The sequence below is a fragment of the Arenimonas malthae CC-JY-1 genome (assembly GCF_000747075.1).
Lineage (GTDB): Bacteria > Pseudomonadota > Gammaproteobacteria > Xanthomonadales > Xanthomonadaceae > Arenimonas > Arenimonas malthae.
Genome location: NZ_AVCH01000182.1, coordinates 1 through 26,998, shown reverse-complemented (window position 1 = coordinate 26,998; position 26,998 = coordinate 1). Strand labels below are relative to the sequence as shown.

Genomic DNA, 26,998 nt, shown 5'->3' with positions numbered 1-26,998 from the left:
AATCAGCCAGTGAGTCCGGGGTAGATGGTATCGGGTTCCGACCAGTTCCGGCGAACGGTCGCCGGGGGCTTGTAGCCATGGGCGCTGTGCGGCCGCTGCTCGTTGTAGAACTGCCGCCAGCGCTCGATCAGCACCTTCGCTTCGGCGCGGCTGCGGAACCATTCCCGGTTCAGCAGCTCGTCCCGCAGCTTGCCGTTGAAGCTTTCGACGAAGCCGTTCTGCCAGGAGCTGCCTGGCGCGATGAAGGCCGGACCGATCGCCGCGTCGCGCAGCCAGCGCATCACCTTAGCCGCGGTGAACTCGGCGCCGTTGTCGGAGCGGACAAAAGCCGGCTTGCCGTAGATCCGCATCAGCCGCGACAAGGTCAGGATCACGTCCTGCGCCCGCAGGCTGGCCCCGACCTCGATGGCCAGGCATTCGCGGGTGTATTCGTCGATCACGCACAGCATCTTCAGGGCGCGCCCGTCGACCATCTGGTCGTGGACGAAGTCGTAGCTCCAAACCGCATTCGGGCGAACCGCGCCCGGCAGGCGAATGTCGTTGCCGGAACGGCGGCGACGCGGCCGGCGGCGGGGAATGTTCAACCCCAGCTGGCGCCACAGACGCCGCACCCGGGCCTCGCCCAGATCCAGCCACGCCGCCATCCGGCGATACCCGAAGCGCGGCACCTTCGGCGACGCGGCGAGCAGTCGCTCGGCCACCGCCTGGTCCTTGGCGGCCTGGCGCGGGGCGTAGCTGGCGATGCGGCGGCTCAGGCCCAGGTAACGAAGGGCCTTTCGCTGCGAGAGTCCCCGACGGACCAGCACCTGGACCGTGTCGCGTCGCTCCGACGGGGTCATCATTTTTTTCGGACGATCTCCTTCATCCCGTCGATGACCAGCATCTGCTCGGCCACCAGCCGCTTGAGCCGGGCGTTCTCGGACTCGAGGTCCTTGAGCCGACGGGCATCGGGCACGTCCAAGCCGCCGAACTTGTTGCGCCAGCGGAAAAAGGTCTGCTCGGTCAGGTTGTGCTTCTTGCACAGGGCCTTGATCGACATGGCGCCGACCTCGGCCTCGCGCAGGATGCCGATGATCTGCTCGTCGGTGAATCGCTTCTTCATGGAGCTCTCCTTGCCTGTTAAGGGTAGAGAACTCACCAGCCAACTGGCTACACGATCCGTCTCAGGTCAGGATCCCTGAGCTTGGCGGCCGTAGGAATGTCCAAGGCGCCCGGAACCACGTTGGGAATCTGCTGCATGGGGTTGTCCTGCCAATTCGGTTCGACTATTCTAGAAGCATGGAACATAAAAACGCAACGCACGCTCTTGCTGCCCTAGGCCATGCCACCCGCCTGTCGATCTTCCGCCTGCTGGTGCAGGCCGGCAGCGGCGGCAAGCTGGCCGGCGACATCGCCCAAGCGCTCGCCTTGCCTGGCGCCACACTTTCCTTCCATCTGAAGGAACTGCTGACTGCGGGCCTGATCAGCGCCGAGCAACGTGGCCGGACCATCTGCTACCGGGCCGAGTTTGTGGCGATGAACGAGCTGCTGGCCTACCTCACCGAAAACTGCTGTGCCGACGAACAGTCCTGCGAACGCCCCGCTGGCTGCTGACCAACCCTACCTTAGAGATCGCTCAAATGACCCGTCGCGTCTTGTTCTTGTGTACCGGTAATTCCGCTCGCAGCGTGTTGGCCGAATCGACCCTGAAAAAGTGGGGCGAAGGCCGCTACGAGTCCTTCAGCGCGGGCAGCCAGCCAGCCGGTCGTGTCAACCCGTTCGCGATCGCCCAGCTGCGGCGCGAGGGCTTCCCGGTGGACGGCCTGCGCAGCAAATCGTGGGACGAGTTCGCCGAAGCTGATGCCGCCCCGATGGATCTGATCGTCACCGTATGCGACAGCGCGGCGGCCGAGGCTTGCCCGGTGGTGTTCGGCGACTTTGTGCGGGTGCACTGGGGCCTGTTCGACCCGGCCGGTGTGGAAGGCTCGGACGAACAGAAGGCCGAAGCCTTCGATCGCGCGCACCAGATCATCAAGGCGCGCCTGAAGGCCTTCCTGGAGATCTCCGACAGCGTCTGGGATGACAGCGAGGCCCTCAAGGCCCGGCTCGATCCGATCGCACAGATCAACTGACCGACCTTCCGGAAATCCCCATGACTACTGATACCTCCCGCCTGTCCTTCCTGGACCGCTATCTCACGCTCTGGATCTTCGCCGCCATGGCGCTCGGCGTCGGCCTGGGGGCGTTGTTCGATGGTGTGCCCAGCGCGTTGAACAGCCTGTCCATAGGGTCAACCAACATCCCGATCGCGATCGGCCTGATCCTGATGATGTATCCGCCGCTGGCCAAGGTGAAGTACGAAGAACTGCCGCGGGTTTTCGCCGACAAGCGCGTACTGATGCTCTCGTTGCTGCAGAACTGGATCATCGGTCCGTTCCTGATGTTCGGCCTGGCGGTGCTGTTCCTGCGCGACTACCCTGAGTACATGACTGGCCTGATCCTGATCGGGCTGGCCCGCTGCATCGCGATGGTGCTGGTGTGGAACCAGCTGGCACGCGGCGACAGCCAGTACGTGGCCGGCCTGGTGGCCTTCAACTCGATCTTCCAGATCGCGCTGTTCAGTGTGTATGCGTGGTTCTTCCTGTCGTGGCTGCCGCCGGTGTTCGGCCTGCAGGGCAGCGTGATCGACGTCAGCTTCTGGACCATTGCCGAGGCGGTGCTGATTTATCTGGGCATCCCCTTCCTCGCCGGGTTCCTCACCAGCCGCTGGCTCAAGGCGCGCAAAGGCGTGCGTTGGTATGAAGAGAAGTTCCTGCCGGCGATCAGTCCGATCACGCTGGCGGCGCTGCTGTTCACGATCGTTGCCATGTTCAGCCTGAAGGGGGGCGATGTGCTGCGCATCCCGATGGATGCAGTGCGCATCGCGATCCCGCTGACGCTCTATTTCATCATTCAGTTCGTGCTGAGCTTCTTCATGGGCAAGTTCATTGCCAAAGACTACCCGCGCACGACCGCGATCGCCTTCACTGCTGCTGGCAACAATTTCGAGCTGGCCATTGCCGTCGCCATCGCCGCCTTTGGTCTGGCTTCGCCGGTCGCCTTCGCTGCAGTCATCGGTCCGTTGGTGGAGGTGCCGGTGCTGATCCTGTTGGTCCATGTCGCCCTGCGGCTGGGCAAGCGCTACTTTCCTGCCGACGCACGGAGTCATTGAGTCATGAGCAAGACCCAACACATCCCGCTGTTGATCCTCGGTTCCGGCCCGGCCGGCTGGACGGCCGCGGTCTACGCCGCCCGCGCCAACCTGAACCCGGTGGTGATCACCGGCCTGCAGCAGGGCGGCCAGCTCATGACCACCACCGAGGTCGACAACTGGCCGGGCGACGCGCATGGCCTGATGGGCCCGGACCTGATGGCGCGCATGCAGGCCCATGCCGAGCGCTTCGAGACCGAGGTGATCTTCGACCACATCCACACCGCCGACCTGTCCCAGCGCCCGTTCAAGCTGATCGGCGACAGCGCCGAGTACACCTGCGACGCGCTGATCATCGCTACCGGCGCCACCGCCAAGTACTTGGGCATCCCCTCCGAGGAAACCTTCAAGGGCCGCGGCGTGTCGGCCTGCGCCACCTGCGACGGCTTCTTCTACCGCGACCAGGACGTGGTGGTGGTAGGCGGCGGCAACACCGCCGTGGAAGAGGCGCTGTACCTGTCCAACATCGCCCGCAAGGTCTACCTGGTGCACCGCCGCGACACCCTCAAGGCGGAAAAGATCATGCAGGACAAGCTGTTTGCCACGGTCGCCGCCGGCAAGATCGAGACCGTCTGGCACCACCAGGTGGACGAGGTGCTGGGCAATGACGCCGGCGTCACCGGGGTGCGGGTGAAGTCCACCCTGGACGGCAGCACCCGCGACCTGGAGGCGCACGGCTTCTTCGTGGCCATCGGCCACCACCCCAACACGAGCCTGTTCGATGGCCAACTGGCGATGAACAACGGCTACCTGGACATCCGTTCGGGCCTGGGCGGCAACGCCACCCAGACCTCGGTGGAAGGCGTGTTCGCCGCTGGCGACGTGGCCGACCAGCACTACCGCCAGGCGATCACCTCGGCCGGCTTCGGCTGCATGGCAGCGCTGGACGCCGAGCGCTATCTGGATGCACTTAAGATCTCCGATCAACAGCAGCACAAGAACGCCGCCTGAGTGCAGCGGTGTGAGGAAGCCCAGATGGACAGCGTCGATGTGGTGGTGATCGGAGGTGGCCAGGCAGGTCTTTCGGCTGGCTACTTCCTGCGTCGGATCGGGCTGTCCTATGTGATTCTCGATGCGGAGGCATCCCCCGGCGGTGCTTGGCAGCATGCGTGGGAATCGCTGCACCTGTTCTCGCCGGCGGGCTGGAGCTCGATTCCCGGTTGGCCGATGCCTGCCACCCGGGAACCGTACCCGTCGCAGGCGGAAGTGCTCGACTACCTCGCGCGCTACGAGCATAAATATGCGCTGCCTGTCATCCGTCCCGTGCAGGTGGAACGAATCAGCCGCTCGGGGAGCCGGCTGCGGGTGGAAGCAGATGACGGCCGGCAGTGGCAGACACGTGCAGTTGTCAGCGCCACGGGTACGTGGCGGCATCCCTACACGCCCGAATATGAAGGTCTGGACGCTTTCGGCGGCGTGCAGCTGCACTCGGCCCACTACAGCCATCCCGAACCCTTCGCCGGAATGCGCGTGGCAATCATCGGCAGCGGCAACTCAGGCGCACAGATTCTGGCCGAGGTCTCCAAGGTGGCCGAGACCACCTGGATCACCCAGCGGGAGCCAGCCTTCCTGGCCGACGATGTCGACGGGCGCGTTCTGTTCGCACGCGCAACCGAGAAGTGGAGGGCTCAGCAGGAAGGACGCGAGCCGGATGTTCCGCAGGGTGGTTTTGGCGACATCGTCATGGTGCCGCCGGTGGTGGACGCACGGCGCCGCGGTGTACTGGTTTCCATGACGCCACCCGTCCGTTTCACCGCCACCGGCATGCAGTGGGCAGATGGCAGCGAACGCAACTTCGACGCGGTGATCTGGTGCACCGGCTTCCGGCCGGCCTTGTCGCACCTGGAAGGACTGGGCCTGGTCAACGCCCAAGGTCGGATCGACGTAGATGACACCAAGGTTCGTTCGGTCGCAGAGCCATCGGTCTGGCTGCTGGGCTATGGCGACTGGAATGGCGCCGCGTCAGCCACACTGATCGGTGTGACCCGTTATGCGCGGGAGGTAGTGAGACAAATTACAGACTGTTACGCAGCCGCGTGTGGCTAGGCGGCAAAGAACATCCGCTGGGGTGCCAGTACCCCAACAAAGTCCCGCTCTCGCGGGACTTTTGCTTTTGGAGCCTTTATCGCCAACTGAATAGCCGCTTGTCATCAAGTTGTCATACAGAAGGGGGAGCATCTCGAGGGTCGGCAGGGATTCGTGTAAAAACGGGCCGAATCCTGCCTAAGTTGATGTTTCCAAACGAGATGCGGGACTAGACCATGTCGCGTGGTGGGACTACATCCTCACGGTCGTGCCGCGGCAATGTGACCGAGGCCAAGGCTGCGATCGCGACCAGCCCCGCCGACACCATCAGGCAGGCGGCCAATCCAAAGCGCTGGAACACCCAGCCTGACAGCACCGTGCCCAGCAACCGGCCCATCGCGTTGGCCATGTAGTAGAAGCCGACATCGAGCGAGACGCCGTCCTCGGCCGCGTAGCTGACGATCAGATAGCTGTGCAGCGAGGAGTTGATCGCGAACAGCACGCCGAACACGGTCAGTCCCGCGATCAGCACCAGCTGCGGCGACTGGCCCTGCAGCAACAATATCGCCATCGCCGCAGGCACCACCGCGAGTACGCTCGCCCAACCCAGCGCCGAGTGGCCATCGGGGACCTTGCCGCTTCGGCGGCCGGTCACGTACGGCGCCAGCGATTGCACCACGCCATAGCCGATCACCCAGGCTGCGAGGAAGCCGCCGACCTGCCAGAAATCCCACCCCAGCGAAGCGGCCAGGAACACCGGCAGGGCCACCACGAACCAGACATCGCGGGCGCCGAACAGGAACATGCGCGCGGCCGACAGCTGGTTGATCGCGCGGCTCTTGGAGAAGATGTCGCGAAACTTCGGCTTGGCTTTCGCTTTCCCCAGGTCACGCTTCAGCAGCACCATGCTGAGCAGCCACACAACTGCCAAGCCGGCCGCCATGATCGCGATCGCCGGCGCGAAGCCGACGGCGGTAAGCAGCGCACCGCCCAGGAAGAAGCCCACGCCCTTGAGCGCGTTCTTCGAGCCGGTCAGCGCAGCGACCCAGCGGTACAGTGCCCCTTGTTGATCGTTGGGCACCAGCAGCTTGATGCTGCTCTTGGCGCTCATCTTGTTGAGATCCTTGGCGATGCCGGACAGCGCCTGGGCGCCCATCACCAGCGGCACTGTCAGCCACGCCGCCGGAAGCGTCAGCAGGGCCAGCGCGATCACCTGCAGTGCAAGCCCCAGGTTCATCGTCCGGTTCAGGCCGATGCGCGCCCCGAGCCACCCGCCGACCAGGTTGGTGATGACGCCGAAGATCTCGTAGAACAGGAATAGCATCGCCACCTGCAGCGGCGAATAGCCGAGCTGGTGGAAGTGCAGAACGACCAGCATGCGCAGGGCGCCGTCGGTCAGGGTGAACGCCCAGTAGTTCCCGGTGATGGCCAGGTACTGACGGACTCCGGGTGCGAGGCGGGAGAGCATGGTCAGCCCGCGCTGCCGACCAGTCGCACGAGTTCGGCCGTACGGTTCACGTAGCCCCATTCGTTGTCGTACCAGGCGTAGATCTTCACCTGGGTGCCGTTGATGACCAGCGTGGAGAGGGCATCGACGATGGCCGAGCGCGGGTCGTGCAGGTAGTCGATCGAGACCAGCGGGCGTTCCTCGTAGCCGAGGATGCCCTTGAGTTCGCCTTCGGCAGCGGCCTTGAGCAGCGCATTGACCTCCTCGACGGTCGTGGTGCGCTCGACCTCGAACACGCAGTCGGTCAGCGAGGCGTTGGTCAGCGGCACGCGTACGGCGTGGCCGTCCAGGCGGCCCTTGAGTTCGGGAAAGATCTCGGCGATCGCAGTGGCCGAGCCCGTGGACGTCGGGATCAGGCTGCTGCCGCAGGAGCGCGCCCGGCGCAGGTCCTTGTGGGGCGCATCGACGATGGTCTGCGTATTGGTGAGGCTGTGGATCGTGGTCAGGCTGCCGTGGCGGATGCCGATCTGCTCGTGGATGACCTTGACCACCGGCGCGAGGCAGTTGGTCGTGCAGGATGCTGCGGAGACGATGCGGTGCACTTGGGAATCGAACCGACCGTGGTTGACCCCCATCACGATGTCGAGCGTGCCGGCGGTCTTGATTGGCGCGGTCACCACCACGCGCTTCACCCCTTGGTCGAGGTAAGGTTGCAGCACGTCGGGCTTGCGGAACTTTCCCGATGCCTCGATGACGACATCGCAACCCGACCAGTCGGTCGCCGCGACGTCCTTGTTGCGGGAGACCGGAATTCGCTTGCCGTCCACTACGATCGCGTCGCCGTCGGCGATGGCCTCGCGGTCCCAGCGTCCGTGCACGGAATCGAAATTTAACAGGTGCGCCAGGGTCTTGGGGTCACCGGCTGGATCGTTGATATGGACGAAATCCAGCGTCGGGTCACCCCAGGCAGCGCGAAGGGTGAGGCGGCCCATCCGGCCGAAACCGTTGATGCCAACTTTCAAACTCATGGGGTTGCTCCGGGGTAGTGGTTACGGCAATTGCTTGGACGCCGCGGGAGGAATTGGCTCGGCTCCGGCCTCGTACCAGGGTCGGGTACGGTTGACCAGGTAGACGACAGACAGCATGACCGGGACTTCGACCAGCACGCCTACCACCGTGGCCAGAGCAGCGCCGGAGTGCACGCCAAACACAGCCACTGCCGTGGCGACGGCCAACTCGAAGAAGTTGCTGGCGCCGATCAGCGCCGAAGGACCGGCAACGCAGTGGGCGACGCGAAACCGGCGATTGAGCAGGTAAGACAGACCCGCGTTGAAGTAGACCTGGATCAGGATCGGTACCGCGAGCAAACCGATGATAAGGGGCTGCTGGATGATCTGCCGCCCTTGGAAGCCGAACAGCAGGACCAGTGTGACCAGGAGCGCGCCCAGCGAGAGCGGCCCCAGCCGCGCCAACAGGGACTCCAGGGCCTTCTCCCCGCCGCGGGCGATGACCCGGCGGCGCCACAAGACCGCCACGATGACCGGCAAGACGATGTAGAGGGCCACCGAGAGCATCAAGGTGGCCCAGGGCACCGTGATCGCCGAGATCCCCAGCAGCAGGCCGACGATGGGGGCGAACGCAATCACCATGATCAGATCGTTGAGCGCGACCTGGCTGAGCGTGAACTTCGCGTCCCCACCGCATAGCCCGCTCCAGACGAAGACCATCGCCGTGCAGGGGGCGGCTGCAAGCAGGATCAAGCCCGCCACATAGGCATCAATCTGTTCGGCTGGCAGGTAGGGCGCAAACAGATGGCGGATGAATAGCCAGGCCAGGAAGGCCATGGAGAAGGGCTTGATGGCCCAGTTGACGAAGACGGTAACGCCGATGCCGCGCCAGTGTTGACCCACCTGGCGCATGGCGCCGAAGTCGATCTTGAGCAGCATCGGGATGATCATCAGCCAGATCAGCACCGCCACCGGCAGATTGACCTTGGCGATTTCGGCGGACCCCAGCTGTGCGAACACACCGGGGAACACGAACCCCAGCCCGGTGCCTGCCGCCATGCACAGCAGCACCCACGCGGTCAGGTAGCGCTCGAAAACCGGCATGCGGCGGCGCGTTGGCGCAACAGACGGATCAGCGGCATGGGTCACGGCGATCCACCCACCAATGCAACCGCCGGAACGCGTTCGGCGATGGCGGCCAGTGCTTGCGGCAAGGTTTGCGGGGTCAGGTTGTCCGCGGGCAGTACCACCAGGGCGGCAAGCCGCTTTTCGATCACGTCCTGGGTGCGCGAGAAGGCTTCGCGGATCGTCGCCGGGTCACCTGCGACCGCGGCCGGATCGGGCAGCCCCCAGTGCGCCTTGGCGAAGTCGCCGAAGAGCACGGGGCAGGACTCGGCGGCGGCGCTGTCGCACACCGTGACAACCAGATCGAAGGCCGGGCCGTCCGGCCCGGTGTATTCGTCCCAGGACTTGCTGCGGGCGTCGTGGGCCTCAATGCCGCGCCGGGCCAGCTCCGCCAAGGCCTCGGGGTGGACACGCCCCGCGGGCTGGCTGCCGGCGCTGTAGGCGCGAAAACGGGGCCTTCCCAGATGATTGAGCGTCGCTGCGCACAGGATGCTGCGCGCCGAATTGCCGGTGCAAAGGAACAGGACGTTCATGGCGTTCAGGACGCCAAAGAGGCAGCGCGCCGGCGGTTCACCGCCGGCATTGGCAGGGCGACCGTCGGGATGCACTGGCCGGGGTCACCGCCACAGCAGGTCTCGGTCAGGAAGCCGACCAACGCCTGCATACCCGCGATGTTGGCCCGGTACCGGATGAACCGGCCGCTTTGCTCGGCGTCGATCAGGCCCGCCTGGGACAGGGTCTTGAGGTGGAAGGACAAGGTGTTGGGCGGCATCTCGAGCCGCGCTGCGATGTCACCCGGGTGGGCGCCTTCCGGGGCCAGTTCGACCAGGTGGCGGAAAACCAACAGGCGAGAGGGTTGGGCCAGGGCGGCCAGCGCGGTCACGGCATGCTTCATTTCCATGGTTCTAGTATGGTAGAAATACACCTAAATGACAACTGGCGCGAAGGTCCATCGTGGTCCTGCGAGTGCTCATGTTCTGCTTCGTCGGCGCGGTGGTCACCTGGGCGCAGCGCGCCACGGGCGTTGCGCCATCGGCCGGCATTGCGGCGTTCGTGCTGGCCGGATTGGGTGGGGTGGCAGCGGTCGACGTCATGTACTGGTGGCTGGATCGGGCTGCCCACCGTTCGTCCGAGCAGACTTCACGGGGGAAACAGCCGTGACTATGCGCGACCTAGGTCAGCAGGGACCGCGCCAGGATCGGGTGTCATCAAAGGGTCACGCGATGGACCTAAGGTTCGCGCCATGTCGACGTGTCCTGACACATCGACAGGACCGGGAGCCGATGGACGGCTGCCGGAAACCTAGCAGGGAGTGGCGCATGACTGACCAACCCGATGCACCGTCCAAAGACGAGTCATCCGAACTACTGGCTGACTTCGCCGCGGAAGCAGCGCCCACGCTGGCGGCGCTGCGGGCATTGGGGAGCTCCGCGCGGCTGGACGTGTTTCGTCGGCTCGCCCGCCAGGAGCCCGAGGGGCTGACGGCAGGTGAACTGGCTCGACAGATGGGTTTGCGGCACAACACCCTGTCCAACCATCTGGCCGTCATGAGCCGGGCGGGCTTGGTCCAGGGACGTCACCAGGGTCGCTTCATCCAGTACCGCGCGTGCGTGGACCGATTGAACCACCTGCTGGGCTTCCTCACCCACGACTGCTGCCAGGGACGTCCGGAGCGCTGCCAAGCCGGGACAGGGACCTCGGCTTTGGCGACGCCTTCGAGCGCCCTGGCAGGGTCGTACGGACCCCGATCCAACTAGGCCGCGCGGGGCATCTTCCTCGTCGGAACGCTCGCACGCGGCCTGCCGGACCTTGCACTGAACCTTTCCCGATCACCCTCACTTCCTGTCGGAGATGCCTCATGAAACTCAAGCGATACAGCGTGCTGGCGGCGGCGATTCTCGCCGTGACGGCCTGCAGCCAGGACAACGCGACCCCGGCGGCGAATGCCCCGGCCGATTCCGCTGCGGCGCCGGCCGCGGCGCAGCCCACAAGCAAGGCGCTGGTGACCACCGACGGCTCTTCAACGGTCTTCCCGGTCACCGAGGCGATGGCTGAGGAGTTCCAGAACGCCAATCCGGACGTCAACGTCACCGTGGGCCTGTCGGGTACCGGCGGCGGCTTCAAGAAGTTCTGCCGCGGCGAGACCGACATCTCCAACGCGTCCCGGCCGATCAAGGCCGAGGAGAAGGAGGCCTGCAAGGCCGCCGGCGTCGAGTACATCGAACTGCCGATCGCGCTCGATGCCCTGACGGTGGTGGTCAACCCGCAGAACACCTGGGCCGAGGAAATGACCATCCAGGAACTTCAGCAGGTCTGGGTGCCAGAAGCCCAGGGCAAGATCATGAACTGGAACCAGGTCCGTGAGGGCTTCCCGGATGCGCCGCTGGTGCTCTACGGGGCGGGCGTGGATTCGGGTACGTACGATTACTTCACGGCGGCGGTCGTGGGCAAGGAACACTCCAGCCGCGGTGACTTCACGGCGTCCGAGGACGACAACGTGCTGGTCCAGGGCGTGTCGGGTGACATCAACGCCCTGGGCTTCTTCGGCCTGGCGTACTACACCGAGAACCAGGACAAGCTCAAGGGCGTCCGGATCAAGGCCACCGCCGATGCGGCCGCGGTCGAGCCGAGCGTCGAAAACGCCCGCAACGGCACCTACCAGCCGCTGTCGCGTCCGATCTTCATCTACGTGAGCAAGAAGGCCGCAGATGAGCGCCCGGAAGTCGCGCGCTTTGTCGACTTCTACCTCGACTCGGCCAACGCGGCGGAGCTGGTGGCGGAAGTCGGCTATGTGCCGATGCCGGAGTCGGCGCAGGCGATGGTGCGCGAGCGCTTCGCCCGCCGTGAGATCGGCACCGGGTTCGACGGGTCCAAGATCGGTGTCTCGATCGAAGATCTGCTCAAGGAAAAGCTGGTCTATTGACCGGACGGATGCGGCGGCGGATCCCGCCGCCGCATTCCTCGGAGCCTGCCATGAGCGCGCCGTCCCCTGCCACGAATCACTCCCCTATCCGTCTGGTCCCGACAGCCGCCTTTCTGCATCGGCGACGCCTGATTGACCGATCGGTCCGCGTGGTGCTGTTCCTGGCCGCCGCACTGTCCGTGCTCGTGACGGCCGGGATCATCTATGTCCTGCTCAGCGAGAGCATCCGATTCTTCGCCCAGGTCTCCCTCTGGGACTTCCTCACCGACACCCAGTGGACGCCGGTGTTCGAGGACAAGCATTTCGGGATCATGACCCTGCTCTCGGGCACGCTCATGACCACCCTGATCGCCCTGGCGGTCGCCGTCCCGGCCGGAACCGTGCTGGCGATATATCTGAGCGAGTATGCGAAACCCCGGATACGCGAAGTGGTCAAGCCCTTCCTCGAGCTGATCGCCGGCGTGCCGACCGTGGCTTTCGGCTACTTCGCCTTGTTGTTCCTCACGCCGATCTTCCAGGAATTCATCCCCGGCCTGGCACGCTTCAACCTGCTCGTGCCGGGCATCGTGATCGGCCTGATGATCCTGCCCTACATCGTCTCCGTGAGCGAAGACGCGATGCGTGCCGTGCCCAACAGCTTGCGCGAGGGGGCGTATGCTCTGGGCTTCACGCGGTTGCAGACTGGCTTGCGGGTCGTGGTGCCGGGTGCGTTCTCCGGCATCACTGCCGCCTACCTGCTGGGCATGTCCCGCGCGGTTGGTGAAACCATGGTCGTGGCCATTGCTGCTGGTCAGCAGGCCAAGATAGCCACCAACCCGATGGAGGGCGCGGCGACGATCACGTCCTACATCGTGCAGTTGAGCATGGGCGATCTGCCTCACGGTTCTATCGCCTACCTGACAATCTTCGCGGCGGGCCTGACTCTTTTCCTGCTGACCTTTTCCTTCAACATCCTGGCGTTCTGGTTGCGGCGCCGCTACCGGGAGGCGTACTGATGGCTTCTCCCCTCTCGTCCAGCCGCTTCGACGGCTACAGCGAGGCGAGCCTGCTTCGCCGGGCCAAATGGTCCGATGGCGTGTTTGCCGTGGTCGGCGTCATCGTCCTGGTGGGATCGCTGTTACTCCTGTGCGCACTGATCGCGGACTTCATGGTTGATGGCGCGGGGCGGATCGATGGCGACTTCTTCACCAACTACCCGTCGCGTCGCCCCGCCAGTGCCGGCATTCTGTCGGCGTGGGTCGGCACCACGCTCGTGATGATTGTCACGGCCGCGCTGGCGGTGCCGATGGGCGTGGCGGCGGGCGTCTACCTGGAGGAATACGCACCCAAGAACTGGGGTACGGACTTCATCGAGATCAACGTCACCAACCTGGCCGGCGTGCCGTCGATCATCTATGGCCTGCTGGCATTGGGCCTGTTCGTGCAGACGATGGACCTCGGCCAGACCATTCTGGTGGCTGGCATGACCCTGGCGTTGCTGATCCTTCCGATCATCATCGTGGCCACCCGGGAGTCCCTGCGCGCCATCCCGCAGGAAATACGCGAGGCATCGTTTGGCCTGGGCGCCGATCAGTGGCAGACCGTCAGCGGCTACCTGCTGCCGGCGGCGCGCCCCGGCATCCTGACCGGCGCCATTGTAGGCATGTCCCGTGCCATCGGTGAGACCGCGCCCATCATCACCATCGGTGCGCTGACCTTCATCGCCTTCCTGCCGCCGTCACCGGTCCAGGAGACCTTCCCGTTCGTCAACTTCGACTGGCTCGACTCGCCGTTCACGGTGATGCCGATCCAGATGTTCAACTGGGTGTCCCGGCCGCAGGCCGGCTTCCACATCAACGCTGCCGCGACTGGTCTGATCCTGCTCGCCATGACACTGGTCATGAACGGGTTCGCCATCTGGCTACGCTACCGTCTGCGCCGGCAGATGCGCTGAGACCATGTCTGGAGCTCTCATGAATCCTGTCGTTTTCGCCCCGCCCACCGCCCTGGCCTCGGCCCGCACCCCGGCGCCGGATGACATCACCTATCGTGCCCAGGTCGAGGGGCTGAACTTCTTCTACGGCGACTTCCAGGCGCTCAAGGACGTCAACCTGGCGATCGCTGACCGCCAGGTCACGGCACTGATCGGTCCTTCCGGCTGCGGCAAGAGCACCCTCCTGCGTTGCTTCAACCGGATGCACGACCTGTATCCGGGTAACCGTTACGAAGGGCGCATCCAGCTGTTTCCCGAGGACATGAATGTCGTGGGCAAGGACGTCGACCCGATGCAGGTCCGTCTGCGCATCGGCATGGTGTTCCAGAAGCCCAATCCCTTCCCGAAATCCATCTACGACAACGTGGCTTCCGGTCTTCTCATTCGAGGGATCCGCAACAAGGCCGTGGTCAGCGAGCGGGTCGAGCATGCCCTGCGACAGGCGGCCCTGTGGGAGGAGGTCAAGGACCGCCTCACCCAGTCGGCCTATGGACTCTCGGGCGGCCAGCAGCAGCGCCTGTGCATCGCCAGGGCCTTGGCGCCCAACCCGGAAATGATCCTGTTCGACGAGCCCACGTCGGCCCTCGACCCCATTGCAACCGCGCGTATCGAAGAACTGGTGGATGAGCTTCGCAACGACTACACAATCGTCATCGTGACCCACAACATGCAACAGGCGGCCCGCATCTCGAACTTCACCGCTTTCATGCATCTTGGGCAGATGATCGAGTATGGGCCAACGGACAAGTTCTTCACGCAGCCGCAGCACCAGAAGACCCAGGAATACATCACCGGCCGCTTCGGCTGACACCAGGACGTCGCCATGACCACTCACATAGTGCAAGCCTTCGACCTGGAGCTCCGCGCGATCACCGAGCAGGTCGGTGACCTTGGCCGTCGCGTCGGAGAGCAGGTCGCCAACGCGGTCCGCGCGCTTGATCTTTCAGACGCGCTTCTTGCCGACGAGGTCCGCGCTGGCGATGAGGCTCTCGACCGTGATGCCGAGCGAATCGAGAATGACGCCATCAACCTGATCGCCCGACGCCAGCCGCTCGCGGTGGACCTTCGGCACGTCATGGCCGCCCTGCGCATTGCCGCCAATCTCGAGCGTGCCGGGGACCTGGCCAGCAACATCGCCAAGCGTGCGATCGCGGTAATGCCGTCAAGGCTGCCGGAAGGCATGCTGGTTGGGCTGCACCGGATGGTGGAACTGGCACTTTCCCAGTTGCGTGACAGCCTGGAGGCGTTCGGTGCCCAGGATGCCGCGCTGGCTCAACAGGTGCTGGCGCAGGACGCCACGCTCGACGAGCTGCACACGGCGCTTTTCCGCGACATCGTGCAGCACATGTCCGCGCCGGGAGCCAAAACGCTGGACATGGTCCACCTGCTGTTCGTCGCGAAGAACATCGAGCGAATCGGTGACCACGCCACCAATATCGCCGAGAACGTGGTCTATCTCGTCAGCGGTCCGGATAATGTGCCGGATCGCGCCAAGAACGACGAAAGCAGCCTGCTCGCCACACTGCTTCCGCGCGAGGCGGAATGATCTAGGCGGTTGGCACCACCGGTTGCTATGGAGCAGTGATGTCTACTGTTCTGTGCATCAAGCTCGATTGTTGCCACTCAAGGGCTTGGGTTGGCGGGGCATCGCCTGTGCCGGAGCTGCCGAGCGTCAATTGTATGGCGTTGATTTTAATATGGTTTTGGTCGTGAAGGGGAAAATAGCGTCTTTTGCCTTCCCTGCCAGGCGGAAATAGTGCCTTTTGCCTCACATTCAGTCGCGTTGGGAAACGCCCGTTCAGAGCCAGCCCAGCGGTGGCAAGGTGGCTGGTAGTGCCTTATGCCTAATCGCACAACCTGACGCCGCCTCCGGGCGGCGTCAGTTTTTCTGCTCGAACGCCAGCCGCTCGTTGCGGATCCAGCCACGCTCGCTGTGGCGGTCTTCGCACCAGCAGGCGCCGTGCTTGGGGTCTTCCCAGATCAGGCGCACGGTGTCGCCGGGTTCCACGGTGAGTTCGGCGCTGCAGTATTCGGCCTTGGCCTGGGGGCGGCCGGAGTTCATGTCGATCAGGTCCAGCGGCACCCAGCCGGCGCTGAGCTGGCCGTCTTCGGCCCAGACGTAACCCGGGCGGTCCGGGTGGGCGTGGCGCACGTATACCGGGTCACCCGGCTTGAGGGTGAGCGGGATCGCGTCGGGACTTTCCTGGGGCGCGGTGACCTGCGCGTTGATGGCTTTGAGCGTATTCACAAGGCGGTGGCTCCCGCTCCCCCTGAAGGAGCGCCCCGTGAAGGATACGTTCACTGGCCGCACTTCGCCTATGCCGGAGGACCGGGCTCCGCTGGTCAGCCCCCAGGCACCACCTGCCCGAAACCCTTGCAAAATGTGACGGAGTTCACAGTTTCACGCGTGAAACGGCGTCCCAATGTCTCCCCGGACCCTTCGCAGGATGGACCGGCCGTGATTCCCGTTTACATCGCCCAGAACGAACTGGACGCGCAGTTGGTGCAGGAGCTGCTGGTCACCTCGGGCATCGCTGCCCACATCTTCGGCCCGCAGGTGGCCGACCCGTCCGGCGCCCTGGCCACCACGCCGCAGATCCGCGTGGTGGTGGAGAGCGACGAGGCCGACGAGGCCCGCCTGCTGGTGCAGGAATGGCAGACCGCCCCGGCCCCCGAGGAGTTCGAGTTCGACGACGGCCTGCTCGACAGCAAGGCCTTCGACGAGATCGAGGAAATCAGCTTCACGCCCGGCGACCCCGACCTGCCGGCCTGAGCGGCGCGACTTCCGACACATCCCCGGCCCGGCCCGCCCCGCCACACTGGCCGCCATGGCCCCGCACCCGCTCGACAACCCCGCGTTTGATTCGCTGGCGAACCGCCACCGCGGCCTCGCGCTCGCACACGGCGAAGTGCTGCGTTACCCGGCCGACATTGCCCCTTTCCTGGGCGTGCCGCGCGACGGCCACGCCGACGCCGCGGCGCTCGAAGCCCTGCTGCCGCCCGGCGACACCGCGCTGGTGATCGGCCCGCACCCGGCGCTGCCACCGGGCTTCGTGCTCGAGCCGCAGTTCACGCTGGTGCAGATGCATTGCCCGGAGCCGCTGGCGGAAACGCCGGGGCCCGAGATCGTCGAATTGGGCGAAGACCGCCGCGCCGACCTGCTGGAGCTGATCGCGCTGGTGTACCCGCACTACTTCCGTCCACGCGCCATGGCGATGGGCCGCTACTTCGGCATGTACGAAAACGGCCGCCTGGCGGCCATCGCCGGCGAGCGCATGGGCCCGCCGGGCTTCCGCGAAGTCAGCGCCATCTGCACCCACCCCGAACACCTGGGCCGCGGCCATGCGCGCCGGCTCACCGCCTTCCTGTGCAACGACCTGCTGGCCGGCGGGCTGCAGCCCTTCCTGCACGTGAGCCCCTCGAACACGCGTGCGCTCGGGCTTTACGAAAGCATGGGCTTCCGGCACCGCGCCGGGCTGGCGTTTTCGGCGCTGCGGCGCGGCTGAGCGCGGCTGCGGCCTCAGCGGGCCAGGACGTAGCGGTCGCGGCCCGCGTGCTTGCCCTCGTAGAGCGCCCGGTCGGCGCGCTCCACGGCTTGCTCCAGCGTTTCGCCGTGGGCCACCTGGGCCAGGCCGATGGTCACGCGCTGCGGTAGCGCCACCTGGCCCGGCAGGGCCACCGGCGAGTTGCGCACGGCATGCAGGAAGCGTTCGATCGCGGCCTCGGCTTCGGCGGTGTCCTCGGCCAGCATCAGCAGCAGGAACTCTTCGCCGCCGTAACGATAGAGCCGGTCGCTGGGCCGCAGGATCCGCCGCAGGGTGTCGGCCAGGTGGCGCAGGGCGAGGTCTCCGACGAGGTGGCCATGGATGTCGTTGACCTGCTTGAAATGGTCGATGTCGAACATCGCCACGAAGAAGAGCGAGCCACTGCGACGGGCGTGGCGCTGGCTGAGCACGAACTCGCCCTCGAGGCTGTAGCGCAGCGGCAGCCCGGTGAGCGGATCGAGGCGCACGGCTTCGGCCAGGATGCGCGTCTTGAAGCTCGCCAGGCGCTGCACCAGCCCGGCCTGCGCCTCTTCGAAGTTGGCGAGCGCCGCGCCATCGCCGGGGTGGCCTTCCAGCACGTTCCCGCACAGGACGCGGATCGCATCGTGCATCCGCCGGTGCAGTGCCGCCAGCTGGTGCGCCTTCCTGGCGTCCAGCCGCTCCAGTTCGGGCAGGGTCCTGGCCAGCCAGTGGCCGAAATGGCAGCGCTCGTGGGCGTCGGGCGCGAGCATCTGCTCGCCGGGCGGTTCGCGGGTGAGGGCGCAGCGCAGGACGCGCCGCGTCCAGTCGAGGTGCACGTCCATCGCCGCGTCGAGCTCGGCGATGGCGTCCGCGGCGCGGTGTGCCTGGTCTGACATCCTTCCCCCGGGGATGGTGTCCGGCCAGGTCGCGGCTAGGGCCGCATGCTTCCCGTACGGACGAGCCGATCATGCCACGACAGCGCCTCGCCCAGCAGGTGCGGCGTGTGCTTGCCGGCGCTGTCGCGGCAGGCGCGGTCGAAGTAGTCCTGCAGCATCGGCCGGAAGTCCGGGTGCGCGCAGTGCTCGATCACCAACCGCGCGCGCTGCTTGGGCGACAGTCCGCGCAGGTCGGCCAGCCCCTGTTCGGTCACCAGCACCATCACGTCGTGTTCGGTGTGGTCGACGTGGCTGGCCATGGGCACGATCGAGGAAATGGCGCCGCCCTTGGCCGTGCTGGGCGACATGAACACCGACAGGTAGCCGTTGCGGGCGAAATCGCCGCTGCCGCCGATGCCGTTCATGATCTTGGTGCCGGCCACGTGCGTGGAGTTCACGTGGCCGTAGATGTCGGCCTCGATCATGCCGTTCATGGCGATGCAGCCCAGGCGCCGGATCAGTTCCGGGTGGTTCGACATTTCCTGCGGACGCAGCACGATGCGCTCGCGGTAGAAGCCCACGTGCGCATTGAACTCCTCGATGCCCGCGGGGCTGAGCGAGAACGAGGTGGCCGAGGCCAGCTTGAGCACGCCGGACTTGAGCAGGCCCAGCATGCCGTCCTGGATCACCTCGGTGAAGGCGCTCAGGTCGCGGAACCCGCCCTCGGCCAGGCCCGCCAGCACGGCATTGGCGATGTTGCCCACGCCCGACTGCAGCGGCAGCAGGTTGGGCGTGAGCCGTCCGCGCGACACCTCATGGCGCAGGAATTCCAGCAGGTGCCCGGCGATGGCCTTCGAATCGGCGTCGGGCGGCGAGAAGGGCGAATTGCGGTCGGGTGCGTCGGTATCCACCACCGCCACCACCTTGTCCGGGTCCACGCGCAGGTAGGGTTCGCCGATGCGGTCGCCCGGCGCGAGCAGCGGGATGGGCTTGCGCTCGGGCGGGCGCGCGGTGCCGTAGTAGATGTCGTGCATGCCTTCGAGCGCGGCCGGCTGCCAGCGGTTCACTTCCAGCACCACGCGCCTGGCCTGCTCGAGCCAGGTCTTGTTGTTGCCCACCGACGAGGAAGGCACCAGGCGGCCGTCCTCGAGGATGCCGGCGACCTCGACCACCGCCACGTCGATCTCGCCGAAGAAGCCGAACCAGGCGTGCTGGGCGACGTGGCTGAGGTGGATGTCGAGGTAATCCATCTCGCCGGCGTTGATCTGCGTACGCACGGTGGGGTCGGACTGGTAGGGCAGGCGCAGCTCCATGCCCTGGGCGCGGGCGAGCGCGCCGTCGAGTTCGGGCGCGGTCGAGGCGCCGGTGAGCACGCGCACCTGGAAGGGCTGGCCGGCGGCGTGCGCGGCCTCGATGCGTTTCGCCAGCGCGCCGGGCACGGCCTTCGGGTAGCCCGCGCCGGTGAAGCCGCTCATGGCCACGGTGTCGCCGGGGCCGATCAGCGCGGCGGCTTCGTCGGCGGTCTTGAGCCGCGCCAGCAGGGCGGGGCAGCGGATGCGTTCGGTCATTTCATTCACCTCGGTGCCATGGTCGGCCATGCCGCGCACCCGGGGCGACGCCGCAGGCGGAACGATACGTTTTTTGCCAGACTGGGGGCAGCCCTCTTGCCCTGGATGCCCCGACATGAACCCATGGTTCCGCTCGATCGCCTGCGCCTTCCTGCTGTGGTTGCCGTCGCTGGCGGCGCAGGCGGCGGACGCGCCCGCCGGGGAAGTGCGCAAGCTTCCGCTGGTCGGCTGGATCGAAATCTCGGCGCAGGGCCGCATGACGGCGTTCGAGTTCGATCCCGCCGCCAAGGTGCCGCCGGTGCTGCAGCCGACGCTGACCGAACAGCTGCAGTCGGCGGCCTTCGTGCCGGCGACGCGCGACGGCAAGCCCGCGCCCAGCCGCAGCTGGCTCACCGCCCGCGTCGTGATTCGCCACCTGCAGGGCGACGACTACCACGTGGGCTTAGAAGGCACCCAGCTCGGGCCCAAGCCGCTGCTGCGGGAAACGCCACGCCTGGCGCTGGGCACCGGAGATCCCATCGCCCTGGTGGTGGCCTTCACCGTGACGCCGGAGGGCGTGCCCGCGAACGTCGAAGCGCAGGGCGTGCGCCATGCCACCCGTGCCCACCTCGGCGTGGCCCGGCTGGCCATCGCGCGCTGGCGCTTCGAACCCGAGCAGGTGGGCGGCGAGCCGGTGGCGAGCCTGGTGCGCCTGCCCATCGTGCTGGCGAAGACCACGTTCGATGCGCCGATGCCGGCGGTTGGTTTCCCGCCCGCGCCCCTGCCCGAAGGCCGGCCCGGTGCGCCCGGCCAGGACGGCTACCTGCCGGCGCTGGAGATCCGCGCGGTGCGCCGCGGCACCCCGCGCGGCGACGGCTTCCGGGACTGACCCGCGCGCATGGGTGACATCCTGTGGCCGCTGCCGCCGGCCGACCAGGCCGAGCTCGAGCGCGCCCGCGCGCTGCTCGAATCGCCGGGGCTCGCGGTGCAACTGGCGAACGTGATTGGCGCGCCCATCGAAGGCATGCTCGGGCGCCTGCCCGGACCGGCCCAGCGCCTGCTCGACCGCGCCGCGCGCAAGGCCGTGGAAACCGCCTTCCGCGCCGCGCTGCTGACCCTGCGCGAAGGCACGCCCGGCGCCGCCGCCAGCCCGCGCCTGCACAAGGCCGCCGTGGCGGGCACCGGAGCCGTCGGTGGCTTCTTCGGCCTGCCGGGCCTGCTGGTGGAGCTGCCGCTCACCACCACGGCCATGCTGCGCTCGATCGCCGACATCGCCCGCAGCGAAGGCGAATCGCCGGCCGATCCGGGCACCCGCATCGCCTGCCTGGAAGTGCTGGCCTTGGGCGGCGCGCGCAGCGACGACGACGGCGCCGAATCGGGCTACTTCGCCACCCGCGCCGCGCTGGCGCAGCAGGTGACGGCCGCCACGCGCTACGTCGCCGCCGGCATGGGCAGCGGCGCCGCGCCCGCCATGGTGAAGCTGATCCAGGGCGTGGCCAGCCGCTTCTCCATCCCGGTCACGCAGAAGGCCCTGGCCCAGGCCGCGCCGCTGGTGGGCGCGGCCAGCGGCGCCACGCTCAACCTCGTCTTCATCAGCCATTTCCAGCAGGCCGCGCGCGGGCATTTCATCGTGCGCCGCCTCGAGCGCAAGCACGGCGAACTGGCCGTGCGCGCGGCTTATGCTGCGCTGGCACCGGCCGCTTCGAGCCGCTCATCCCGTTAGCGATACAGGACAATCGCGACGCGGGCCGGGAAAATTGCCGCTAAGGTCTTCCCGACGATCGAACTCCAGGAGGAAGCCCGATGAAACACCCGCTGCTGGCGAGCCTGCTGCTCGCGTTGGCGTTGGTGCTGACGGCCCAGGCCCAGGCCACCGCCGGCAAGACCTTCGAACACCGCTTCAACGTGCGCGTCAGCGTGGACGCGGAAGGCCGCGTGACCGGCACCGAATTCATCGACGACACGCCCGTGGCCTTCCACGCCCTGGTGTCCGAATCGGCCGCGCGCATCCCTTTCGAACCCGCGCTGCGCGATGGCGTGCCGGTGCCCAGCCGCACCTCGCTGCAGCTGCGCATGAAGTTCACGCCCGACGGCGACGACTACCGCGCCGAGGTGCTTGAGGTGACGGGCGGCGGCACTTACGCGGCGACCACCCAGGCGCCGAAGTTCCCGGCCGCCATCGTGCGCGCGGGGAGGAACGTACTGGCCGTGGTGGTGGTGCGCACCCGCCCCGACGGCAAGGCCGACGTGGCGGCCTCGTCGGTGGAACGCATCGAGTTCTACCGCGGCGACCGCCTGGTGGAAGGCGCCAGCACGCGCCAGCAGCGGGACCTGCGCGAGGCGCTGCTGGAAGCCCTGCAGGGCTGGTCCTTCATCCTCGAGGAAGTGGACGGCGTGGCAGTCAGCACCGAACTTCGCGTGCCCGTCACGCTCTGCCTCGAAGGGGCCACGGCCACCGGCGCGCAGGCACGCCGGTCCTGCGACGAATGGAGCCGGAAAGTCACCGCGGGACTGGCGCGCCCGGCGCCCGTGGACGCGGGCATCCGCCTGGCCCAACCGAACCTGCCCGCGCCCGCGGTGCCGGCGGCCTGAAACCGGAACTGACACAGGACATCCGATGAAAGCGACGTTTCCCCTCCTGCTGCTCTCGCTCGCCCTGCCAGCCTTCGCCGCCGCGCCCGGGGCTGCACCGCGCAGCAAGGTCGAGTACTACTCCGCCCACGTGTCCGTGGACGCCAGCGGCCGCGTGACCGACGCCGATATGCTGGGCGAGGTGCCCAGGCCCATCCGCGCCCTGCTCGACGACACCGCCCGCAAGGTGGAATTCGAACCGGCCCGCAAGGGCGGCGTGGCGGTGCCCAGCCGCACTTCGCTGACGCTGAAGATGCGCTTCGAGCCGGACGGCAATGGCGATTACCTGGCCAGGCTGGAAGGCATCAGCGGCGGCTCGGCCGCCTTCGACAAGCGCCGCCGCGTGCCCTTCCCGGGCATCGCCGCCAGCGCGGGCTATGGCGCCGGCGTGCTGGCGTTGTTGTCCATCCGGGCCGACGGCAAGGTGGACATGGCCAACTCACGCATCGAGCGGGTGGCGCTGGCGCGCAATGGCGAGCCCTCGGATGACGCCGCGCGCCGCGCGTCCTTCGAAAAGGCCGTGCTGCGTGCCGTGGCGAAATGGACTTTCGCCGTCGAGGAAGTGGACGGCCAGCCGCTGGCCACGCGCGTGCTGGTGCCGGTTACCTTCTGCCCCCAGGCCAGCTGCGAGGCCTGGCCGCTTGACGTCTCGGCCCCGGACGACGCCCGCCCCGCGCCGCAGGATGCCGACGTGCAGCTGGCCAGGCCCCGCGAAGCCCTGCCGGACGCCACGCAGGCCCCCTGACGCCCCGTCCCGGGGCCGCCCCGCGGCGCTGGCATTGGCGCCCCCGGCGGATACACTCGGGGCATGGCCGACCCCGATCCCGCCGGACCGCCGCCGCCCGCGAACTCCCGCAGCCCGCTGTGGCTGGGTGGCCTGTTGTTCCTGGTGACGCTGGCGGCCTCGGCCTGGTTCGTCGACCAGATGGTGGAGTTCGGCGAGCGCGTCGAGCAGCAGCATGGCCTGGGCGTGGTGAATACGGCCGCCGCGCTGCTCCAGCCCGGCGAAGTCGCCGCGCTGCGCGGCCAGCCCGCCGACGCCGGCAGCCCCGCGCACGACGCCGTTCGCGCCGACCTGCGCAGCGTGCGCGATGCCAACCCGGAATTCCGCTTCGTCTACCTGATGCGTCCGCTGCCCGGGCGCAGCGACCGCTTCGTGTTCCTGGCCGACGCCGAAGATCCGGACTCGTCCGACTACTCGGCGCCGGGCGACGTGTACGAGGGCCCCTCGTACGAACTTCGAAACGTGGTCGAAACCGGCCGCCCGGTCTTCTCGGGCGTCGTGCAGGACGAGTGGGGAAGTTTCGTCAGCGCGCTCACGCCGGTGAATGACGCCGACGGCCGGCTCATCGCCGTCCTGGGCATCGACATCGAACAGGATTCCTGGCTCGACACCCAGGCGCGTTACCGCAGCTTCGGCCTCACCATCGCCGGCCTGGTGCTGGCGCTGGTGGCGCTGTTCCTGGTGGGTCTGCAGCTGCAGCGGCAGGCGGCTCAACGGATGGCCAGGCTGGGCCAACGCCTCGCCGAACAGCTGCGCGAACTCGAACAGGCCCAGGAAGGCCTGCGCCTGGCCGACATCGTGGTGCGCCACACCAGCGAAGCCATCATGGTGCTCGACCCCCGGATGCACGTGGTCAGCGTGAACCCTGCCTTCGAGCGCCTCACCGGCCGCCGCGCCGTGGACGTCGTCGGCCAGCTCCCGCCGACCCTGGCGCAGGAACCGGCCCTGATGTCGCGCGTCATGGCCGCGATCAACGCCGGCGACCACTGGGAGGACGAAGTGTGGGGCACGCGTCCCGACGGTACCCGCTACCCCGTCAGTGCCCTAGCCGAGGTGGTGCGGGGCGAGGACGGTGGGATCGCGCATTTCGTCGTCGTGCTGCACGACGTCTCGGCGCAGAAGGAGCTCGAGGCGCGCCTGCGCGAACTGTCCGCCACCGACGGCCTGACCCGCATCGCCAACCGCCGCGCCTTCGACGAGGCGCTGCTGCGCGAATGGGAGCGTGCGTTGCGCAGCGGCGGCCCGCTGTCGGTGGTCATGGCCGACATCGATTTCTTCAAGCGCTACAACGACCAGTACGGCCACGTGGCCGGCGACGCCTGCCTGCAGCAGGTGGCGGCGGCGCTGCAGGCCGGCGTGCGCCAGGGCGGCGACCTGGTGGCGCGTTACGGCGGCGAGGAATTCGTGGTGGTGCTGCCGGGCGCCGACGAGGCCGCCGCCCGCGCCGTGGCCGAATCGCTGCGGCAGCGGGTGCAGGCGCTGGCCCTGCCGCACGAGGGCAACCCAGCCACCGGCGTGGTCACCATCAGCCTGGGCGTGGCCACCTGCGCGCCCGTGCGCGGCCGCGAGCCCACCGCGCTGGTGGACGCCGCCGACAGGCAGCTCTACCGGGCCAAGGCCGGCGGCCGCAACCGGGTGGAAGCCGCGGACTGATCGCGGCCCGCCGGGCACAGGCGTAAAGTCGGGGCCTCACACCGCCCGCCGGAGCCCGAGCCATGACCCTTCGCCGTACCGCCCTGCCGCTGGCCATCACCCTGGCCCTGTCCCTGGCCGCCTGCCAGCCCGCCGGTACGCCGCCCGCCGACGGGCAGGGCACCCAGGCCGCCGCGGCGCCCGCCGAAGTGGCGCGCCCGAGCCGGCAGTACGGCATCGAGGAGTTCATCGAGTCCACGGGCGTCTCGGGCGCGTCGTTCAACGCCGATGAGTCGCGCATCCTGTTCTCCTCCAACAAGAGCGGGATATGGAACGCCTACTCGATGCCGCTGGCCGGCGGCGAGTGGACCGCGGTGACGGCCTCCGAAACCGACAACGTCTATGCCGTGTCCTATTTCCCGGCCGACGACCGCGTGCTGGTCACCCGCGACCAGGGCGGCAACGAACTCGACCACCTTTACGTGATCGAAGCCGACGGCAGCGAACGCGACCTGACCCCGGGCGAAAACCTCAAGGCCGGGTTCCTGGGTTTCACCGCCGACGGCGGTGCGTTCCACGTCATCACCAACGAGCGCGACGCGCGCTTCTTCGACGTCTACCGCTACGACGCCACGACCTACGAGCGCACCCGGGTTTACGAGAACAAGGACGGCTACGAGCCCAGCGTGGTGTCGCAGGACGGCAGGTGGCTGGCGCTGGGCCAGTCCAACACCACCAACGACAGCGACCTGCACCTGGTCGAGCTCGCCACGGGCAAATCCACCAAGGTGTCGCAGCATGAAGGCCAGGCCGCGTTCGATGCCCAGGACTTCAGCCCCGACGGTCAGTGGCTGTATTACACGGCGAACGACCAGGGCGAGTTCGCGCAGCTGCGCCGCGTGAAGCTGGGCAGTTGGGAGCACGAGCCGGTGCAGTCGGCCGACTGGGACATCTTCGACGCCAGCTTCTCGCACGGCGGCAAGTACCTGGCCGTGGCCACCAACGTGGACGGCAGCACCCGCGTGCAGCTGTTCGACGTGGCCGGCGGCACCGAGGTGGCCTTGCCCGAGATGCCGGCCGGCGAAGTGCGCAACCTGCGCGTGTCGCGCTCGGAGAAGCGCCTGGCCTTCTACCTCAACGGCGACCGCCAGCCCAACGACTTGTACGTGCTGGAGCTGGGCGGCGGCGAGCCCAAGCAGCTCACCACTTCGCTCAACCCGGCCATCGACCCCGCCGACCTGGTCGATTCCACGGTGGTGCGTTTCGCCAGCTTCGACGGCATGGCCATCCCGAACATCCTGTGGAAGCCGCACCAGGCCAGCGCCGACAACCCGGCGCCGGCCCTGGTGTGGGTGCACGGCGGCCCGGGCGGCCAGACCACGCGCGCGCATTCCGCGCTCATCCAGTACCTGGCCAACCATGGCTACGTGGTGCTTGGCATCAACAACCGCGGCAGCTCGGGCTACGGCAAGACCTTCTTCGCCGCCGACGACGGCAAGCACGGCCGCGAGCCGCTGTGGGACACGGTGGAAGCCAAGAAGTACCTGCAGACCCTCGATTACGTCGACGACGACAAGATCGGCATCGTCGGCGGCAGCTACGGTGGTTACATGGTGCTTTCGGCCCTGGCCTTCCAGCCGGGCGAGTTCAAGGTGGGCGTGAACATCTTCGGCGTGTCGAACTGGCTGCGCACGCTGGAATCGATCCCGCCTTACTGGGAAAGCTTCCGCGAGGCCCTGTACCAGGAGATCGGCAACCCGGAGACGCAGCGCGATTTCCTCATCGAAACCTCGCCGCTGTTCCACGCCGACAAGATCAACGTGCCGCTGATGGTCTTGCAGGGCGCCAACGACCCGCGCGTGATCAAGCCAGAGAGCGACGACATCGTGGCGGCGGTGCAAAAGAACGGCGTGCCGGTGGAATACGTGGTGTTCGACGACGAGGGCCACGGATTCTCGAAGAAGAAGAACCAGATCGAGGGTTACGGCCGCATGCTGGCTTTCCTCGACACGCACCTGAAGAACGCCGCGCCGGCTGCCCCGGCCGCGGAAGCGAAGCCGGAGTAAACGGTGCGCGCGGTCATTTTCCTGGTGCTGCCGCTGCTGGCCGCGGGGCCGGCGGCGGCCGAATCGCTCTACAAGTGCACCGACGCCAAGGGCGCGGTGAGCATCCAGTCCGAGCCCTGCCCGGCGGGCAGCACGCAGGCCTGGAAGCGCGACGCCACGCCCGAGGCCGGCCCCAGCGTCGAGGAGCTGGCGGCCCGCGCCGCGCTGGCCGACGCCGAGGCCCGGCGCG

At 67.3% G+C, this 26,998-nt stretch carries 30 protein-coding genes; 21 read left to right on the top strand and 9 right to left on the bottom strand.

Features of this window, described 5'->3' with window-relative positions:
• Positions 1-2: 2 nt before the first annotated feature.
• Positions 3-1,102 (bottom strand): IS3 family transposase gene (locus N790_RS11465; RefSeq protein ID WP_156970052.1). Its coding sequence is split into 2 segments (ribosomal slippage): positions 3-853 and positions 853-1,102, totalling 1,101 coding nucleotides; the frame shifts between segments, so codons are not numbered across the junction.
• 176 nt (positions 1,103-1,278) lie between these two features.
• Between N790_RS11465 and N790_RS11455 the strand changes: the two genes are divergently transcribed.
• From N790_RS11455 to N790_RS11435, 5 genes are read left to right on the top strand one after another with little or no spacing between them, the layout of a single operon-like run.
• Positions 1,279-1,593 (top strand): ArsR/SmtB family transcription factor, encoded by a 315-nt coding sequence (locus N790_RS11455; RefSeq protein WP_043804270.1) that lies wholly within the window; start codon positions 1,279-1,281, stop codon positions 1,591-1,593.
• 26 nt (positions 1,594-1,619) lie between these two features.
• Complete coding sequence (locus tag N790_RS11450; protein ID WP_043804268.1) at positions 1,620-2,111, top strand: arsenate reductase ArsC; 492 nt, start codon at positions 1,620-1,622, stop codon at positions 2,109-2,111.
• 20 nt (positions 2,112-2,131) lie between these two features.
• The gene (gene arsB, locus N790_RS11445) at positions 2,132-3,190 is read left to right on the top strand and encodes an ACR3 family arsenite efflux transporter (protein WP_043804266.1); all 1,059 of its coding nucleotides are present in this window, start codon (positions 2,132-2,134) and stop codon (positions 3,188-3,190) included.
• A gap of 3 nt (positions 3,191-3,193) precedes the next feature.
• Positions 3,194-4,180, top strand: coding sequence for a thioredoxin-disulfide reductase (trxB, locus tag N790_RS11440; RefSeq protein WP_043804264.1), 987 nt, complete (start codon positions 3,194-3,196; stop codon positions 4,178-4,180).
• 24 nt (positions 4,181-4,204) lie between these two features.
• Positions 4,205-5,275: an ArsO family NAD(P)H-dependent flavin-containing monooxygenase gene (locus N790_RS11435; RefSeq protein ID WP_043804324.1), complete on the top strand. Its 1,071-nt coding sequence runs from the start codon at positions 4,205-4,207 to the stop codon at positions 5,273-5,275.
• Positions 5,276-5,483: 208 nt separating this feature from the next.
• Here N790_RS11435 and arsJ read toward each other — a convergent pair whose 3' ends face one another.
• Genes arsJ through N790_RS11410 form a run of 5 tightly spaced genes read right to left on the bottom strand, consistent with a single transcriptional unit; the run spans position 5,484 to position 9,728 of the window.
• Positions 5,484-6,722 carry an organoarsenical effux MFS transporter ArsJ gene (gene arsJ, locus N790_RS11430; RefSeq protein WP_043804262.1) on the bottom strand — a complete coding sequence of 413 codons (1,239 nt, stop codon included), beginning with the start codon at positions 6,720-6,722 and terminating at the stop codon, positions 5,484-5,486.
• 2 nt (positions 6,723-6,724) lie between these two features.
• Positions 6,725-7,729 (bottom strand): ArsJ-associated glyceraldehyde-3-phosphate dehydrogenase, encoded by a 1,005-nt coding sequence (locus N790_RS11425; RefSeq protein ID WP_043804260.1) that lies wholly within the window; start codon positions 7,727-7,729, stop codon positions 6,725-6,727.
• Between the two features lie 21 nt (positions 7,730-7,750).
• Complete coding sequence (gene arsB / locus N790_RS11420; protein ID WP_052385895.1) at positions 7,751-8,812, bottom strand: ACR3 family arsenite efflux transporter; 1,062 nt, start codon at positions 8,810-8,812, stop codon at positions 7,751-7,753.
• Positions 8,813-8,853: 41 nt separating this feature from the next.
• The gene (locus N790_RS11415; protein WP_043804258.1) at positions 8,854-9,366 is read right to left on the bottom strand and encodes an arsenate reductase ArsC; all 513 of its coding nucleotides are present in this window, start codon (positions 9,364-9,366) and stop codon (positions 8,854-8,856) included.
• Between the two features lie 5 nt (positions 9,367-9,371).
• Complete coding sequence (locus N790_RS11410; protein WP_245593779.1) at positions 9,372-9,728, bottom strand: ArsR/SmtB family transcription factor; 357 nt, start codon at positions 9,726-9,728, stop codon at positions 9,372-9,374.
• Between the two features lie 77 nt (positions 9,729-9,805).
• On the opposite strand from N790_RS11410, the gene N790_RS11405 reads away from it, so the two are divergent.
• The 7 genes from N790_RS11405 (at position 9,806) to phoU (ending at position 15,274) form a co-directional block, all read left to right on the top strand.
• The gene (locus N790_RS11405) at positions 9,806-9,994 is read left to right on the top strand and encodes a hypothetical protein (protein WP_156970051.1); all 189 of its coding nucleotides are present in this window, start codon (positions 9,806-9,808) and stop codon (positions 9,992-9,994) included.
• Between the two features lie 158 nt (positions 9,995-10,152).
• A complete protein-coding gene (locus N790_RS15720; RefSeq protein ID WP_084062879.1) occupies positions 10,153-10,590 on the top strand; it encodes an ArsR/SmtB family transcription factor in 438 nt (145 codons plus the stop codon).
• 101 nt (positions 10,591-10,691) lie between these two features.
• A complete protein-coding gene (locus N790_RS11400; RefSeq protein ID WP_043804254.1) occupies positions 10,692-11,756 on the top strand; it encodes a PstS family phosphate ABC transporter substrate-binding protein in 1,065 nt (354 codons plus the stop codon).
• Between the two features lie 50 nt (positions 11,757-11,806).
• Positions 11,807-12,751: a phosphate ABC transporter permease subunit PstC gene (pstC, locus tag N790_RS11395; protein ID WP_084062871.1), complete on the top strand. Its 945-nt coding sequence runs from the start codon at positions 11,807-11,809 to the stop codon at positions 12,749-12,751.
• A complete protein-coding gene (pstA, locus tag N790_RS11390) occupies positions 12,751-13,689 on the top strand; it encodes a phosphate ABC transporter permease PstA (protein WP_043804251.1) in 939 nt (312 codons plus the stop codon). The genes pstC and pstA overlap by 1 nt, the downstream gene beginning before the upstream one ends.
• A gap of 19 nt (positions 13,690-13,708) precedes the next feature.
• Entirely contained in the window at positions 13,709-14,536 is an 828-nt protein-coding gene (gene pstB / locus N790_RS11385) for a phosphate ABC transporter ATP-binding protein PstB (protein WP_211251990.1), read from the top strand.
• 30 nt (positions 14,537-14,566) lie between these two features.
• Positions 14,567-15,274, top strand: coding sequence for a phosphate signaling complex protein PhoU (gene phoU / locus N790_RS11380; RefSeq protein ID WP_169742178.1), 708 nt, complete (start codon positions 14,567-14,569; stop codon positions 15,272-15,274).
• 333 nt (positions 15,275-15,607) lie between these two features.
• Here phoU and N790_RS16475 read toward each other — a convergent pair whose 3' ends face one another.
• Positions 15,608-15,976 carry a cupredoxin domain-containing protein gene (locus N790_RS16475; protein ID WP_043804248.1) on the bottom strand — a complete coding sequence of 123 codons (369 nt, stop codon included), beginning with the start codon at positions 15,974-15,976 and terminating at the stop codon, positions 15,608-15,610.
• 210 nt (positions 15,977-16,186) lie between these two features.
• On the opposite strand from N790_RS16475, the gene N790_RS16470 reads away from it, so the two are divergent.
• Together N790_RS16470 and N790_RS11365 are read left to right on the top strand one after the other, a co-directional pair.
• Positions 16,187-16,501, top strand: a complete 315-nt coding sequence (locus tag N790_RS16470; protein WP_043804246.1) for a putative signal transducing protein — start codon at positions 16,187-16,189, stop codon at positions 16,499-16,501.
• A 55-nt stretch (positions 16,502-16,556) separates the two neighbouring features.
• Positions 16,557-17,234: a GNAT family N-acetyltransferase gene (locus N790_RS11365; RefSeq protein WP_043804245.1), complete on the top strand. Its 678-nt coding sequence runs from the start codon at positions 16,557-16,559 to the stop codon at positions 17,232-17,234.
• Between the two features lie 14 nt (positions 17,235-17,248).
• Here N790_RS11365 and N790_RS11360 read toward each other — a convergent pair whose 3' ends face one another.
• The gene (locus N790_RS11360; protein WP_043804243.1) at positions 17,249-18,130 is read right to left on the bottom strand and encodes a diguanylate cyclase; all 882 of its coding nucleotides are present in this window, start codon (positions 18,128-18,130) and stop codon (positions 17,249-17,251) included.
• Between the two features lie 35 nt (positions 18,131-18,165).
• A complete protein-coding gene (gene scpC / locus N790_RS11355) occupies positions 18,166-19,677 on the bottom strand; it encodes a succinyl-CoA:acetate CoA-transferase ScpC (RefSeq protein WP_043804317.1) in 1,512 nt (503 codons plus the stop codon).
• A 115-nt stretch (positions 19,678-19,792) separates the two neighbouring features.
• Here scpC and N790_RS15330 point away from each other — a divergent pair, with 115 nt between their 5' ends.
• From N790_RS15330 to N790_RS11315, 7 genes are all read left to right on the top strand, one after another.
• A complete protein-coding gene (locus N790_RS15330) occupies positions 19,793-20,545 on the top strand; it encodes an energy transducer TonB (RefSeq protein WP_052385894.1) in 753 nt (250 codons plus the stop codon).
• 30 nt (positions 20,546-20,575) lie between these two features.
• Positions 20,576-21,379, top strand: a complete 804-nt coding sequence (locus tag N790_RS11340) for an EcsC family protein (protein WP_156970057.1) — start codon at positions 20,576-20,578, stop codon at positions 21,377-21,379.
• Positions 21,380-21,459: 80 nt separating this feature from the next.
• Positions 21,460-22,248: a hypothetical protein gene (locus tag N790_RS11335; RefSeq protein WP_043804237.1), complete on the top strand. Its 789-nt coding sequence runs from the start codon at positions 21,460-21,462 to the stop codon at positions 22,246-22,248.
• Positions 22,249-22,273: 25 nt separating this feature from the next.
• Complete coding sequence (locus N790_RS11330) at positions 22,274-23,032, top strand: energy transducer TonB (RefSeq protein WP_043804235.1); 759 nt, start codon at positions 22,274-22,276, stop codon at positions 23,030-23,032.
• A gap of 63 nt (positions 23,033-23,095) precedes the next feature.
• Positions 23,096-24,724 (top strand): sensor domain-containing diguanylate cyclase, encoded by a 1,629-nt coding sequence (locus N790_RS15325; protein WP_052385893.1) that lies wholly within the window; start codon positions 23,096-23,098, stop codon positions 24,722-24,724.
• Positions 24,725-24,786: 62 nt separating this feature from the next.
• The gene (locus N790_RS11320; protein WP_084062868.1) at positions 24,787-26,769 is read left to right on the top strand and encodes a S9 family peptidase; all 1,983 of its coding nucleotides are present in this window, start codon (positions 24,787-24,789) and stop codon (positions 26,767-26,769) included.
• A gap of 3 nt (positions 26,770-26,772) precedes the next feature.
• On the top strand, positions 26,773-26,998 hold a 226-nt coding region (locus tag N790_RS11315), incomplete at its 3' end, for a DUF4124 domain-containing protein (RefSeq protein ID WP_043804234.1).